The 14,069-nt window shown below is 61.2% G+C and carries 19 protein-coding genes; 8 read left to right on the top strand and 11 right to left on the bottom strand.

What is annotated here, in order from left to right; all coding sequences use genetic code 11:
- Positions 1-69 precede the first annotated feature (69 nt).
- Positions 70-294: a helix-turn-helix domain-containing protein gene (locus tag RFM41_RS13165; RefSeq protein ID WP_320249097.1), complete on the top strand. Its 225-nt coding sequence runs from the start codon at positions 70-72 to the stop codon at positions 292-294.
- A gap of 74 nt (positions 295-368) precedes the next feature.
- Here RFM41_RS13165 and RFM41_RS13160 read toward each other — a convergent pair whose 3' ends face one another.
- The 11 genes from RFM41_RS13160 to RFM41_RS13110 form a co-directional block, all read right to left on the bottom strand.
- Positions 369-734, bottom strand: coding sequence for a DUF3768 domain-containing protein (locus tag RFM41_RS13160; protein WP_320249098.1), 366 nt, complete (start codon positions 732-734; stop codon positions 369-371).
- An 80-nt stretch (positions 735-814) separates the two neighbouring features.
- The gene (locus tag RFM41_RS13155) at positions 815-1,441 is read right to left on the bottom strand and encodes a hypothetical protein (RefSeq protein WP_320249100.1); all 627 of its coding nucleotides are present in this window, start codon (positions 1,439-1,441) and stop codon (positions 815-817) included.
- Positions 1,442-1,725: 284 nt separating this feature from the next.
- Positions 1,726-2,208, bottom strand: coding sequence for a hypothetical protein (locus RFM41_RS13150; RefSeq protein ID WP_320249102.1), 483 nt, complete (start codon positions 2,206-2,208; stop codon positions 1,726-1,728).
- A 219-nt stretch (positions 2,209-2,427) separates the two neighbouring features.
- Positions 2,428-2,925, bottom strand: a complete 498-nt coding sequence (locus RFM41_RS13145) for a hypothetical protein (RefSeq protein ID WP_320249104.1) — start codon at positions 2,923-2,925, stop codon at positions 2,428-2,430.
- Positions 2,926-3,054: 129 nt separating this feature from the next.
- Complete coding sequence (locus RFM41_RS13140; protein ID WP_320249105.1) at positions 3,055-3,555, bottom strand: hypothetical protein; 501 nt, start codon at positions 3,553-3,555, stop codon at positions 3,055-3,057.
- Between the two features lie 127 nt (positions 3,556-3,682).
- Positions 3,683-4,312, bottom strand: coding sequence for a hypothetical protein (locus RFM41_RS13135; protein WP_320249106.1), 630 nt, complete (start codon positions 4,310-4,312; stop codon positions 3,683-3,685).
- 291 nt (positions 4,313-4,603) lie between these two features.
- A complete protein-coding gene (locus RFM41_RS13130) occupies positions 4,604-5,089 on the bottom strand; it encodes a hypothetical protein (RefSeq protein ID WP_320249108.1) in 486 nt (161 codons plus the stop codon).
- 353 nt (positions 5,090-5,442) lie between these two features.
- The gene (locus tag RFM41_RS13125) at positions 5,443-6,288 is read right to left on the bottom strand and encodes a hypothetical protein (RefSeq protein WP_320249109.1); all 846 of its coding nucleotides are present in this window, start codon (positions 6,286-6,288) and stop codon (positions 5,443-5,445) included.
- On the bottom strand, positions 6,281-7,171 hold the full coding sequence (locus RFM41_RS13120) for a hypothetical protein (RefSeq protein ID WP_320249111.1): 891 nt from the start codon (positions 7,169-7,171) through the stop codon (positions 6,281-6,283). Before RFM41_RS13120 ends, RFM41_RS13125 begins: the two co-directional genes overlap by 8 nt.
- A 172-nt stretch (positions 7,172-7,343) precedes the next feature.
- Positions 7,344-7,580 carry a helix-turn-helix transcriptional regulator gene (locus tag RFM41_RS13115; RefSeq protein ID WP_320249113.1) on the bottom strand — a complete coding sequence of 79 codons (237 nt, stop codon included), beginning with the start codon at positions 7,578-7,580 and terminating at the stop codon, positions 7,344-7,346.
- A 199-nt stretch (positions 7,581-7,779) separates the two neighbouring features.
- Entirely contained in the window at positions 7,780-8,781 is a 1,002-nt protein-coding gene (locus tag RFM41_RS13110) for a hypothetical protein (RefSeq protein WP_320319265.1), read from the bottom strand.
- Between the two features lie 1,002 nt (positions 8,782-9,783).
- Between RFM41_RS13110 and RFM41_RS13105 the strand changes: the two genes are divergently transcribed.
- The 7 genes from RFM41_RS13105 to RFM41_RS13075 all read left to right on the top strand — a co-directional run bounded on the left by RFM41_RS13105 (position 9,784) and on the right by RFM41_RS13075 (position 14,067).
- A complete protein-coding gene (locus tag RFM41_RS13105; RefSeq protein WP_320249116.1) occupies positions 9,784-9,972 on the top strand; it encodes a YodC family protein in 189 nt (62 codons plus the stop codon).
- Between the two features lie 154 nt (positions 9,973-10,126).
- The gene (locus RFM41_RS13100) at positions 10,127-10,561 is read left to right on the top strand and encodes an EF-hand domain-containing protein (RefSeq protein WP_320249118.1); all 435 of its coding nucleotides are present in this window, start codon (positions 10,127-10,129) and stop codon (positions 10,559-10,561) included.
- A 45-nt stretch (positions 10,562-10,606) separates the two neighbouring features.
- On the top strand, positions 10,607-11,146 hold the full coding sequence (locus RFM41_RS13095; RefSeq protein WP_320249120.1) for an RNA polymerase sigma factor: 540 nt from the start codon (positions 10,607-10,609) through the stop codon (positions 11,144-11,146).
- A gap of 74 nt (positions 11,147-11,220) precedes the next feature.
- Complete coding sequence (locus RFM41_RS13090; protein ID WP_320249122.1) at positions 11,221-11,670, top strand: hypothetical protein; 450 nt, start codon at positions 11,221-11,223, stop codon at positions 11,668-11,670.
- On the top strand, positions 11,667-12,107 hold the full coding sequence (locus RFM41_RS13085; RefSeq protein WP_320249124.1) for a periplasmic heavy metal sensor: 441 nt from the start codon (positions 11,667-11,669) through the stop codon (positions 12,105-12,107). Before RFM41_RS13090 ends, RFM41_RS13085 begins: the two co-directional genes overlap by 4 nt.
- A gap of 112 nt (positions 12,108-12,219) precedes the next feature.
- On the top strand, positions 12,220-12,507 hold the full coding sequence (locus RFM41_RS13080; RefSeq protein WP_320249126.1) for a GCG_CRPN prefix-to-repeats domain-containing protein: 288 nt from the start codon (positions 12,220-12,222) through the stop codon (positions 12,505-12,507).
- Between the two features lie 51 nt (positions 12,508-12,558).
- Positions 12,559-14,067: a DUF1800 domain-containing protein gene (locus RFM41_RS13075; protein WP_430691538.1), complete on the top strand. Its 1,509-nt coding sequence runs from the start codon at positions 12,559-12,561 to the stop codon at positions 14,065-14,067.
- Positions 14,068-14,069: the final 2 nt, after the last annotated feature.

Raw genomic sequence — 14,069 nt, 5'->3', positions numbered from 1 at the left:
ACCCCTTCGAGCAAGAATACATATTATAGTTGATAACGGAGCCGATCGGAATCCGCAACGCAAGGGCGCATGGATATGCGCGCATTGGTTGGGGAAAATTTCGCTCGGCTGCGGAAGGCGAAAGGTCTTACGCAAGAGGAGGTTGAGGCGCGTTCGGGCTTCAGCCAGCAGTATCTGAGTGGCCTCGAACGCGGCAAACGCAATCCGACGGTGATAACCGTCTACGAGTTGGCCGAGGCTATCGGTGTCAACTATCTGGAATTGTTGACGCCATCTGACGACACCCGCGAATAGCGAGTGGAGTGCGTTCTCTCGATAAATGAACGAATTCGGGTGGAGCACTCTTGTGCCTTCTGCAGCGAGGGGCATCAGTATTCCTCCGGCAGCATGACGGTCATGACGCGCACGGTGACGTTCGGATCGGTGGGATCCGGTGACAGGTAGGTTATCGACCGGTCGAAGTAGTCGATCTTGAAGAACAGCTGCCGCTCACCAACGTGCAGGAGGGCGCAGTCGTGCTCGCCCCACGGGTCGTTGTCCTGGTCGAAGGCGTCGAACTTGGCGATGGCCAGCAGGATAGTGGCGATGTCATGGGCGGGCAGCGCGGCCACGCCAGCGGTCATCACCATGCGCCCACCAACGCCGGTCTGGCGCAGCTGGTCGTTGAGTTGTCGAATGCGGGTTCTCTTGTCGGTGGCCGGCGTCGGGGCGGCACACTCTGCTGAGCATGTCATGGGTTTGGTCCTGTGATTTGATTGGAAGGGTGGCTGAACGGGTGGCGAGCCGAGCCAAGCCCAGCCCGCCGAGGTAAGCTCTACCTTTTGACGAGCTGCCGGGGGTGGATCAGGCCGAGCTGGTAGTAGCTGCGATCTATGGCTGGTGCCTCGGGGTAATCGCGGAACTTCAGCGAGAAGATCCCTTTGGCTTTCGCTTTCGTGATACGGGCTTCGAAAAATCCCTCGTCAGGGCCTTCCGACGCCAGCACTATGTCGCCGACCGTCAGCTTGCCCCACGGGTCAGGCGAACCGCCCTCGCCGCCACCATCGCCCGAACCGCCGCCTTGGTCGGGGTCGGCATGGCCCGTCAGCGCCTCAGGCGAGCCCGCTGAAGCATTTTCGGGGTCGCCGGGGTCATCGGCACCGACTGAGGCCCGGCGCGGCTCGTCAGCGACCCCGGCCAGGGCGGCAATGCGGGTGTACAACTCGCCCTTGACGAACGGCACGAAGGCCTTGCCGCTGTCGAACAGCTTGCCCTTCGGCAGGCGCATAACGACGTCGGCCGCTTCGCCCGGTTCGATCCGGTGCGAGTGCATCCCCATGAGCTTGGCAGCGCCTTCGGCCGCCTCGACGTCGGGCAGCAGGAAGATCGATGCGTGGGGTTTGCTCGTGTCGTCCCTTCCGAACACGATCAGCGACGGGGTGGTTTCGGACGCGAGGCTCATCGGCCCGCCCCCAAAAAGAAGAGGGGCTCCGAAGAGCCCCCATGATCACGTTGCGCTGGCTGCCGGCACGAGCTGCCGGGTCGGTCTGTTATGGGCATGTGTCAACTCCTGTTAGGTCCTGGCCTAGCCGCATCGACCGACGCAGCTCGCCACAACCAGTATACAGGACTACTTTCCTATTGTCAACCAGAGGTTGTTTTATCTCTTTTTGTCGCGACCGCAGCAGACGGTGGCCGAATGGTGCCGTGACTCTCAGGTCGAAGCTGACAGCCTCCTGAAATCGATCAATACAAAGGGTCGACTGCCTCTCTCATCTGAGCGGGCATCGTCACGTCGATCCTTACGCCCTCGGCTTTGGTCAGCTCGGCGGATGACGTGAAACGATAATTCTTGCCGCGCTTGCTTACCAACATCCCCAGCTCAAGGGCCTCGATCATGTGACGGCAAAATTCGTGCAGCTCGATGTGAGGTTCAGTATCCGTGAGGAGCTCGTTGAAAACGGTCATCAACAACATGTTCATGCCGGCGTTGCACTTCGCCGTTTTGCTGGGGACCATGAACCCATCCGTTACGGTATCAATCATCTCGAATCGCCCTGAGCTTGGGATATGCCCCTTCGCCCGGGCGCAGCGCATCAGCGCCTGAAAAAAGGAAACCGAACGCTCGGTCACGGTGATCCGAGGGCCGCGATGCAGCATGTAGCTTTCTAGCCAGCCGAGGAACGGGTCAAGTTGATAGATCAGTTGTGGTTTGTCGTTGAGCATCATTTTCATTCTCCTTGAAGCTGAATGCGCTCGCAGCTTGGCCATCGTCGGTGAGACGGCCTCGTGCTTTACAGCGTCGGAATTGGTTTCGCGGAAATGCGTGCAGTCGGACGCTGCGGCTACGTCGTCATCGCCTTGATCTTCCGTGTTGATGAAGCGCCTCCAAAGGAGACACCATGCGCTGCACGGGCAAGAGGGTCTGGGATGGTTGGCCACGCCGGTTTAATCGACGTATTGGCCGTGCTTCACGGTGACGTCGCAGTGGAAGCCGAATTGTTCGCGGAAGCGACGGGTGCTCTTGAACCTGGTCTGACGGCTGCCTTCAGTCGCTCGTATGCGCTTGTCCAGCTCGAGCTCCTCAAGCATCATCGCTATGAAGGTTTCCGCCCCGGCGTCACCATATTCGAAAACGTGTCCGACGGCCTCGGCGGCAAGCCAGCGGACTGCAATCGAGCATTCAACTTTCTCGTCTTGATCAGCGATATCGTCGAACGCTTCGGCCAAGAATTCTCCCGCCCCCATCGGTGTACGGAAGCGACCGTATTTGAACTCTTGCACGACAAAGTCGAATAACTTGACTTCGCCTGCCCCGATGAGTTCTGGGTCGCTCGCCTTCACCTGTCCAACCAGCCAATCAATGAATTCAACCTGGTCGGTGATTGTGCGAACGGGTTCTGGGTTGCTCGTCTGTGGCATGGATTGGCCTTTCTGATTTTGCATTGACGCCCGTCTGACAGCCGGAACCCCGGACTGGGCGCTGCACGGGTCGTGCGTCGATTGTGGCGACGGGGTGACCCGTGCAGGTGGAAGCGAAGGGAGGTCGGAAAACCTGCGAAGCTTTACTGGGCGTCAGCGAGCTTTCCCGATGTCAGGTCGGACCACGGGAGGATCGCCCTCCCTCGCAAACAGGCGCACGTCGATGTTGACGCCATGGCGACGCTCGAAGGCCTTCCTTGACTGAACTCGCGTGACGTTCCCGTCTTCCCAGAGCAAGACCTTGGTGTTCTTGGCCAGCGGCTTGAAGAGTTCGACCAAGGCATAAAGGTAATGGGTACGAAGTTCATCTGAATGACGAACGTCGCGCGCAATTGATGCCATCGCGGAAACGAACTTGACCACGAACTCATTGCAGCGGATCTGGGACGCTCCGTGATCGACACGGTCCAGGAAAGTCTGAAAGAAATGGTCGCGCGAATGACCGAAATGCCACCACCCGCTTGTTCCAAACGCGGCGATCATCTCATCGAACTGATCGACTATAGGCTTCGACACCAAGACCTGCGGTTTCGCGTTCTTGACCTGATCGCCGAGCCATTCAAAAAGGCCGGGCTGAGTTTTGATCACTTTCATGGTTGTCTCCTGTTGGACGTTTTGACGGAGTGCTTTACCGGCCACTACAATGGTTCCGGCGCGGCGGATTGAGGTGCGCGATGTGAAGAAGGGGGGTGGCGTCACCCGATGGGCGGACGCCGGTCGTTCAAGGCTTGCGAAGCGGCGGGCCGAGATGCCGTGCCCACTCGAGTTTCGACATCTGGCGGCCCCCGGCAAATTCCTCCGAAGGAGGGCCGGCGGCAGGATAGGCCTTGTCGAGGAGAGCCTTGAGGAGAAGGCCGGTCGTCTGGAGCATGAGGGCAGGCGATCGCTTGACGGTAACGTCGAAGCCGACCCCGTGAGCACGGCGCATGGGGCGACTGCTCTTATACTGAACGGTGTCAACGTCGCGGTAGATCTTGAACAGCTTCTTGAAGCCGAGTTGGTCAAGCAGGTAAGTGATCAGAAAATCTGCCTGCACGTCGCCGTTGGTCTCGCAGCTGTAGGCCCAAATGGCGGCATGGATGCGCAAGAGGATTACAGGAGCGGCGGTCTTAGGCTGCCGGTGATCGGCGAGGGTTCGGAAGGTGCTATGGAGTTCCGCCTCCCAGTACGTACCCATGTACCCGAATCCGTGCCCCCTCCTGAAATCGGCAATCATGTCGTTGAACTGCAGGACGTAGTCGGTCGGCAGATCGACCAGCGTCGAGCGCTGGCCCACCTGCTCCATGAGCCAGTCGATCATGACATCGCCGGTGACGATGGTTCCTGGTTTGGTTTTCGTTGTCGTGGGCATTGGTCTTCTCCTAGTTGCGGTTGGAAATTGAACGCACGTCGCTTTACGCGCCGAAGGAATTGGACTCCGGCAGAGTCACCAGCCGATCCGCCGTTTTTCTTGCCGGCCGGGTGGGCCTATCGAGATGGTGATGTCAGCACCGGACGATCCGGCCGACGTTGTGCCGCACGTGGCTTCAGATGAGCGGGAAAGCGCGACCGAGACCGGTGCTGTGAAACAGTTCGGACTGTCTACGTTGGACGGCGTCAGATAGCGCCGACGAAGCTCGCCTGCGCTCTCTCCAGACTTCTGTCAGTGCAGGACGGAATCATCCGCCAGCGATATGACCACGTCGATGCTCACGCCGTGATGACGCTCGAAGCCCTGTTTTGACTTGACGCGTACAGCGTCTTCCCCCTCCAGGCAGAACAGGACTTTCTTTTGCTTGGCGACAAACTTGAGAAGCTGGATGACAGCGGCGATGCAGGGGACGCCAATCTCACCGGCCTCACGTTCTTCGCCCAAGAGTACCCCCATCGCAGCAACAAACTCTGGCACAGACTTGTGGCAATGGGCTCCCATTTCATCACGATCAATGCGGTCGTGGAGCTGTTCAAAAAACTCGTCTTCGGCACCGTCGAACTGCCAGAAGCCTGTCTCTGCAAAAGCCTTGATCATTTCATCGAACTGCTCGACCACAGCCTTGGGCACAAATCCCTGGCGTTTCGAATTCTTGGCCTGTTCACCGAGCCATTCGATGAGCCCCTGCTGGGTGTTAATTATCTTCGTGGTCTGCATTGGTCTTCTCCTCGTTGGGGTTGGAAATTGCGCGCACGTCGCTTTACCGGCCGAAGGAATTGGATTCCGACTGGGTGCGGTTGGTGGCGGTGATGAGGAATTTCCGATGAGGCCCAACAGAAAATGGGCGAGGGCCTCATCAAATTATGGGGTGGTCATCAATGGGGAGATGGCGACCTAGGCAGTGAACATATTAAAGTGGGGCGATGGGCAGGTTGAGGGTGCAGGGGGCTGAGTTGATGGGTACAAAGGGCTGGTTGGTGATGGGTATGGTTATGTACTGCAAGCTAACCCCCCTTGCCTTCCTACCGTCCGCGTTTTCAGATCCCCGGTGAACACTTCAAACCTTCCGCCTAGCGACGGTTCCGAGGAACCACGCCACCGCGCGATTTCATCATTCCACCTAAGAACGCACGCTCCCTTGGCTTCAACTGCAGCAGCCAGAGGTCATGTTCTAGCTGCGCCGCTTCGGGCAGCTTGAACGGTCGACGGTTCTTGTTGCCCCGTTTATCTGAGGTCTCTTCCCGTCCATCGGCGGTGGGCTTGACGATGTAGCCGATCGCGTTGGCGAGTTCGGTAACCGGCTTGACCTTCACGGGGCGGAACTTCCGCCCCACGAGATCCGGCGGCGGTGGCCGCCTTGGCATCAAGACCCGGCGGACCTCTTTAGCATCGGCATCGACGGCTACCGCCAGATGCAGATGCGGTGCCCACCATTCCCGGCCATCTTCATTGCGATCATAGGCGATATCGACCGCACCGACGATGCGAGCCGACTTCCAATTCTCTGGCGCATCGCGCAGCCGCCGGCGCACGCTCTGAAACAATCCGTTGATGGACAGTTCGTTGATGTGCCCGGGTTCCAAGAAATAGTTCGGATCGATGATGGTGACGAAGTGCAAGGTCCCTGGCTCGGCCTTCAACAGCCTCCTTGTCTGGCGCACGACGCGGTTGAGTTCCTTGCGCTCACCGAACACGCAGGCGGCCGAGCACGTAGGATGGGGGCACTCTGCCCCACGACAACGGCGAAGGTGCTTCCATTGCTTTTCGTCGATGCCAGCTCGTGCAAACCGTGCGAGACGAGCATCATGGGCAGTGGACAGCTCCTCCTCTGACTGGACGCGCTGCACTCCTAGCCGCCGTAGCGCTTTAGCATCGCGAAGAGCGCGGCGATCGAACTTCTCGGGCCGCTTAGGCATCGTTGCCCTCCCCGCTGTCGCCGGACGAAGCTTGGTATTCGTCGGCCAAACGGTGGAGCAAAGCCGGCAAAGGCTCCCCTCCAAAATCAAGAACTGTCAAGCGAAGGCGGCTCTCAGGGCCCTCCAGGTCGAGGGCAAGTTCCGTCCCCTTTCCGGTCGCCGTAATAACGGTTCGCAGTCTGTAGCCGTACCGTTCTGGGCTGATCCATGCTGTTGCTCCGCGCTCAGCGGCGAGCGAGGTTCGCGCCGATGCATTGTCGGCATCGGCGGCGGTCGACGGCTTTGCTGACTTGGCTGCCCGCTTTGCCCTGACCATTTTCTTACAGTCGGCGAGCGTGGTGCTCGCCAGCCAAGTTTCGATCTGCTCAGGCGTGACCCCCTTGTCATGCGCGGCTTCAATCACGCAGGCATAATCCGAGCAAAGTGAATTCTCGCCTGGGGCCTCCGGCAGCGCAAAAAACGTGATCGCAATCAGCGCGGTCTTTTCCAGGCTCGGCTTTCGTTTCCGCGATGTGAAAGGCGGGAACTTAAGCACATGCTCGACTGCTTCTCGGCCGCCTGCCTCCATCGCCAGAAACAGTCTGAACGGTGCGGCAAAGAACGCCAGGCGCGATTTCCACGAGGGAAGCAACTGCTGTTCGTCGCGCTGATGACGACATTCGTCGATCGCTTTCGCCAATTCCAATGAAGCGACGAACGGAACCTTCGATGTGCTAGCCTCAGCGGCGCCGAGGTTAGAGGTGGATGCAGCCGCTATTTCGGTTCTGACGGAATAAGCCGGGGTAGGCTCCTGCTGCATAGGGCTGACTAGCCCGTTAGGACCTCGGGGAAATCCGGAAATGATTTTTCCGCCTCCCACGGTCAGGGGTCTGGAGATTGTCATCGTTCGTGCTCCTTGGTTGAGAGGTTGCGGGTCGCCGGTCGTTGGGTTCAGCAGCGACGTCGGCAGCAAAAAGGCGCAGGGGATCCGCCCAAGCCTTTACGGGCTCGAGGTCGGACGTCGCAGCGATGGGGTTAATGAAGGCGGGTAGCGTCCGCCGGCTTGGCGGCGTTGCTCAGTCGGGGTGGGACGGCGGAAGGCTTTCGATCAGCTCACGGATATCGGCTGAACGCCAAACCGTGGTTCTTGGCCCGAGCTTGACTGGCTTGGGAAAGCGGCCCGATCGAACGCCTGCCCACCAAGTCGATCGGCTGACAGGAATCGGCCCACCAGGAGCGACAATGGACTTAATACGAAGAAGCGAGTTGTCGGGTGGGATGCCCGGTGGCTGTTCGCGATATGGCGTAGCCATTGATGAATTCCTTTCCGTTGCGCCGCTGAACGTTTGCGACAACGGAAATGTAATCGGCCTCGAGAAAATGAGAATAAGCCGGAGCGGTCACCAGACTCTCACATAGGTCGCCGACCCTGTAGATACATGATTCGTTTGTCTTATTTGGTTTGCCAGCGTATCAGGCGATCCAATACGAAATGAGAATCTTGTGGGTCGATTAGAAATCCCAGTCAGCAGCGGGTTCGCTGACTGCGTCCAGAAGCTCCGGTTCAAGGGGACGGAGTTCGCAGGGTTCCTCACGCAGCCATCTCGGAAATCGCGGAAACCGAATATGGGCTAGAGCTCGTCTATCGAGTTTTGCCTGCATTTGAAGGGTAGCCCATTTCGCCTTCGCCAAGAACTCAGCGATTTTTTCAGGTTGGTTCAGGATAGCTTCAACGTCTTCGACAAACGTTGGCTCCTCAGGGTCAAAGTGCCAATGGAGATCGGATTGAAATTGCTCTACGTATAGGATTGGCATGGTCGGAGCCCTGATGCGAAAGAACGAGCGAAATGGCTTGATCGTGATCGGCCAAAAGTGGCGAAAGCCGCCGTTGTTCACGGCCCTATGGGCCTTTTCGATGCTTGGTCTTGATGCAAACGTTGAGCCGTCAGCCTCAATAAAATACCTTCCAACGCTGGCAGCAACGTCCCTTTCCGTAAACGGCTGCTCGTAAATTTCAAATTCCTGAAAATGGGGAAAGAAATTCGCATCTGGCTTGAACATGAACTCAAACTCAGACAGTGAAATGAGCGGCAGTAACTCTTGAATATCACGACTTGACAGGTCGCCCAGTTTTGTAGCGCGTCGACTTCGAGCGTAATAGATAAACAGAAGGCTCATAGAGGCCATGGGCAGCCCCAGGATTTCTCCTGGCCAGACTAACCAAGCACCGATTTCAAGAACTGCGTGTAGCCTGCTAGCTGTGTTCGCCTCGCTTCCGATTAGCGTCATGATCGCAGTGTCGATCCTAGCCATGGACGCCTCTGGGTCAGGTGCCGGCTGATCCCACAGGTCGGGATTTCGCTTCCAGCGGTAGAGGGAAGCCAAGGGAGCCCCAGCTTCCACGCTCGCCTGTTTTGCGTTGAGACCTTGGCGCTGCTTGTCTTCGAATATCTGCAGCGCTTTGGCGCGAGCTTCATCGTCGCGCCTTGGATTGGCTGCGGGCCTTCTCATCATGATTCCCCCGAAAAACTTAGAGCAAACTCGGCATGCGCGCGATACGATCTTTGTCAGAAGCCTGGTGGAAACTGACCCTCATATCTTGCCAATGTCCACTCAATTCGCGCGGCTTCGTGCTCGTCAGAATGTTGGGGGTATTTTCGGGGGCTTTTGTCGTCAATCATACTTAAATAATATAGTAAAACAAGTTGTTTAGACGCACAGTTCGATGCCCGCAAGCGGCACCAAAAATTCCCCACGAGAACCAAACTATTAGCAGAGGCCGAGCGTTGAGCGGCCTTTCCGTGAACCATGGGCAATGGGGCAGGTGATAGAAGATCATCGGCGGCGCAATCTGCCCCAACGGAATAAGGGGCTATATCTTTGGTCCCTTCAGACCAATGCGTCCGGCAGGACGGACCTCGGTCGATTGTGGGTGAGCGGGCAAATCAGCCAGTCTCGCGATCGCGCCGGCTGATAACCCCAAGCCCCCCGCCCATCGGTCGGCGCATGCCCGGCTTGCGGATCTCAAAATCCTAACCACAAAAGCGAGCCGGGCTTCCACCCGCGTGCCCCATGCCGAGACGCAAATTGTCGGATATGCAATGAGGAGTTGGACGGTTTATCACGTCGATTTCGAGGCAGGAGGCAACAGCCCGCTTCTAACTGAAATCGGAAGCGTTGAAGCCGACAATCTCTTGGCAGCGGTGACGAAGGCACAAGCATTGTGGCCCGATGAAAGGTCCATGACTGTCCGCCCGGCCGGAGAAGACAGCCAATCGGCGCAACCGCCGGCTCTACAACACGACACCGATTGAACCCGAGGAGCGACCGAGCCGCTCGCTTCGACTCCGAAGCCTCGGCATGATCCGGCCGCGCACTCAATGCTATCCGGCGTATAGTGCAAGCAGCACGAGTTTTCCACGCCTTCCCGCCCTGCACCACTTCACATGCGCATCTCGGCCATTGTCGAGAATCGATGTTGGTGGGAAACTCCCTTTGTCAGCATGGGAGGTCGAAATGCCCAATAGTTTCAAGACCGGAGACGTCGTCAGGCTGAAATCCGGAGGCCCGGAAATGACCATCAGCGACGGTGCCGCCTCGGGTATGTATCTGTGCCATTGGTTCAACCGCGAGGGCGACGTCTGGACGCCGCAGCATGCCGGCTTCAAGCCGGACCAGCTGGTGGCGGTCGAACAGCCGAATTAGTCGTCGCTTTCCGTCCCCGGAAATCCTCCGGTTCGGCAGTGCCGGGCCCCGGGGGTTTTGTCCGACCGAAAAAGGACCGACGGATTTTGCTCGTCGCCGCGTTCAACGGCTGAAGCGCGGCCGCCAATGGCCGCGCCCCACCGGAGACGAGAGCATGATCCGCCAAACGATATTCGTCGTTGCCCTTGGCTTGCAGACCGCGGTCGCGGTCGCCCAGACAACGACACCGACCCCCGCCCCCGCGCAGGCCCAGACGGCGCCGAGCACCTCGGCCCCCGCCGCCAAGTCCGGCATCACGCTGGAGCAGTTCGAGGCGCGCCGGGAAAAGGCGTTCATGCGGGCCGACACCGACAATGACGGCAAGGTCAGCCTCGCCGAATGGACCGCTTTCCAGACCGCGCGCAAGGCCAAGGGCGATCCGGCCAAATCCTTCGCGCGCATGGACACCAACAAGGACGGCTTCGTCGACAAGGGCGAGCTCGACGCCTTCCTCGCCAAGCGCTTCGCCAGGCTCGACAAGAATAGCGACGGCGTGCTTAGCGCCGACGAGAGGCCGGGCCACAAATCCGCTCCCAAGCAGGAGCAATGACCAAGAGGTTATGCCGCACAATGACAGTCGCGAGCGCCCCGATTGATGGGCGCCGATCCGGACGAGGAACTGGTACGCCGCATCGGCGCCGGCGACCCCGCCGCCGTGCAGGCGATGGTGGCTCGCAAGCTGCCGCGCATCCTGGCCCTGGCCACAAGGATGCTCGGCGACGCGGCGGAGGCCGAGGACGTCGCCCAGGAGACCTTCGTGCGCATCTGGCGCCATGCCTCGGGCTGGCGCCAGGGGCACGCACGCTTCGACACCTGGATCCATCGGGTGGCGCTCAACCTCTGCTACGACCGGCTGCGGCGGCGGCGCGAATGGACGACGGACGAGCTGCCGGAGGTGGCGGACGAGGCGCCGCTTCCCGATGCGATCCCGGGCGACGAGGAGCGCAGGGTCAACCGGGCGCTGCAGCGCATCGCGCCGCGCCAGCGCGAGGCCATCGTGCTGGTCTATTATCAGGAGCTGTCCAACATCGAGGCCGCCGGCGCCATGCAGGTCAGCGTCGACGCGCTGGAAAGCCTGCTCGCGCGGGGTCGTCGCTCGTTGCAAGCCATGCTCATAGGGGATGGCGATGACTGAGAGTGGGAAGGGACTGCGAATTCCGAGGACAGCGGCGTGGGGGGCCACGTCAAAATGGTGGAAGGGGGAAAGAAATGGCTGAGAAACCTCTGGAAGGACCGATGGATGTCGGGCGCTTTACCGCGCTGGCGAATGCCTATGGCAGTGCCTTGCACCGCTGGCCGCCGGCCGAACAGGCCGCTGCCATGCTGTTTGCCCAGACCGAGCAAGGCCGCGCCATCCTGGGGCGCGCCGGCAGGCTCGACGCCATTCTCGACCGGCATCGGGTCGAAGCACCCAGCCCGGCGCTTCATCGCGCGATCGTTGCCCGCGCCGCGACCGAGGTCAGGCAGGAGCGCCGCCGGCGGTTCTGGTGGCTGGGCTTCGGGCTTGCGGGCGTCGGGCTGGCCGGCGCCGTGGCAGGGCTGGCGCTGGTGACCATCGTCCACCCGGATATCCAACCCGATCATTATGTGATGGACGCCAATGCGACGTCTTTCGGCGATGCCGACCCCGATGCCGACCAAACCGAGGAGGATCTATGAACCCCCGTCTCGTCGCGGCATCCCTGGTGCTCAACGTCTTTCTGATCGGCGCGCTCGCCGGCGGGGCGGGCTGGCTGATCGGCAAGTCCAATCCGGGCTTTTCGCTGGAATCGGCAGGCGGTCGGCTGCCCGCCGCCGACCGCAAGATTTTCCGCCAGGCGCTGCGCGAGGTGCGTCGCGAGTCCCGCGACGTGATTCTCGACGGGCAGGCCGCGCGGCGCGAGGCGGCGAACCTGCTGCAGCAACCGACCCTCGACAGCAACGCGCTTGCTGCGGCGCTCGAGCGGGCGCGCAACGCCGATGTCACTGTGCGCACCCGGCTCGAGCAACGCATCATCGAGTTCGCCGCGTCGAGCTCACCCGAGGATCGCCAACTGCTGGCCGAGGCCCTGCTGCGGCGGGCCGGCAGGCAGCCGCCGGCAAAAAAATCGCCATAGGCAGCGACGGAAAGGGCAAGCGCGCCCCGTTCAAGGGAAAGAGGGACAGGCCTGTGACCGCCTTCGGCGGCGGGTAGGTTCTCTTCAACCTCGAAACTCTCGGGAGTAACCCATGAACAGTCTGACAAGATATTCGCTCGCGGCCGCGCTCGCCATCGGCGGAACGGCAGCCGCGAGCGCTGCATCGGCGATGCCGATCGCACCGGTCGCGCCGGCGCCGGCAATGATAGAGCACGTCGCCTGGGGCTGCGGTCCGGGCTGGCATCCCAACTATTGGGGCCGCTGCGTGCCCAATCGCCGCGTGGTCTATCCCGGCTATTATTACTGGGGCGGACCGCGCGTCTATATCGGCCCGGTCTGGCATCCCTACCACCGCTGGCACCACTGGCGCCGCTGGTGACCCGCTCATGGCGCCGGTGCTGCGGCCGGCGCCGTGAACGCTCTTGCGATCATGGAACATGTCGGCCGGCGCGATCTGCGTCGGCCTCGGACGGAGGCTTCGTTGGCCACACCGGTTTCAAAGTCCGTGCTGCCTGATCCGGCGCTGGTGGCGCTGCACCGCTTCGGCCTCGGCGCAAAGCTCGGCGACGATTTCGGAAAGATCGCCGCCGATCCGCGTGGCTACCTCAAGGCCGAGCTCAAGCAGCAGGACATCACGCTTATTTCCACCGACGACCCGCGGAATGCCGGGCTGCTGGACAGCACCGCGGCAATCCAGGCCAGCATGGCGGCAGCCATGGAGCGCAAGACGGCGCGGGATGAGAAGGCGGCGGCTGCCATGCAGCCGATGGCCGCCGAGGACCCGGCCGGCCCGGCCGCGACAAAAGCCAAACCCGCGGTGCCACGTGTCGAGGCCGACATCTATCGCGACGAGGCGCAGGCCCGCTTCGACAAGGCGCTCGCCGCGGCACCCGGCTTCGCGGAGCGCCTTGTCGGCTTCTGGTCGAACCATTTCTGCGTTTCCGTCGCAAAGGCGCCAGTCGTGCGGGCCTGCGCCGGCGCCTTCGAACGCGAGGCGATCCGCCCATTCGTGCTCGGCCGCTTCGCCGATATGCTTTTGGCCGTCGAGCATCACCCGGCCATGCTGTTCTATCTCGACAACCAGCAGTCCATCGGCCCCGATTCCCGCGCCGGCAAGCGGCGCGGACGCGGCCTCAACGAGAATCTCGCCCGCGAGATCCTGGAATTGCACACGCTGGGCGTCGGCAGCGGCTACAGTCAGGCGGACGTGACGAGTTTCGCCGGCATGCTGACCGGCTGGACCATGGCGGGCCGCGAGGGGCGACTGGGCGAGCCGGGAAGCTTCGTCTTCAACGCCAATGCGCACCAGCCGGGCAAGGCGGTGCTGCTCGGCAAGACCTATCCCGACGGCGGCATGGGCCAGGCGGAAGCCGCGCTCAACGACATTGCCCGCCATCCGGCCACGGCGCAGCACATCGCCGCCAAGCTTGCCCGCCATTTCATCGCGGACGATCCGCCGCCGGCGGCGGTCGCCCGCCTGGCCACGGCCTTCACCAAGACCGACGGCGACCTGCGCTCGATCGCATTGACGCTGGTCGACATGCCCGAAGCCTGGTCGACGCCGCTCACGAAGCTGCGCTCGCCATTGGACTATGTCGTGGCGCTGCGGCGGGCTGTCGGCGCCACCGCCGGCAACGAACCGCAACGGTCGCTTCGCTGGCTGAGCGTGCTCGGCGAGCCGCTATGGCAGCCGCCGGGGCCGAACGGCTTTTCCGACCGGACGGATGCATGGGCCTCCGCCGAAGGTCTCAAGACGCGCCTCGACATCGCCTGGCAGGCCGCGAAGCAGGCGGACGACATCGGCGATCCCGACGAGGCGCTGGCGTCGCTGGTCGGCACGTCCGTGTCGGCCGAGACGAGGCAGGCGATCTCGCGCGCGGAGTCCAAGCAGCAGGGCCTGGCGCTGCTCTTGATGGCGCCTGAATTCCAGCGACGGTGATC

This window comes from Mesorhizobium vachelliae, assembly GCF_033977325.1.
Lineage (GTDB): Bacteria > Pseudomonadota > Alphaproteobacteria > Rhizobiales > Rhizobiaceae > Mesorhizobium > Mesorhizobium vachelliae.
This window is presented reverse-complemented; position numbering and strand designations above follow the sequence as displayed.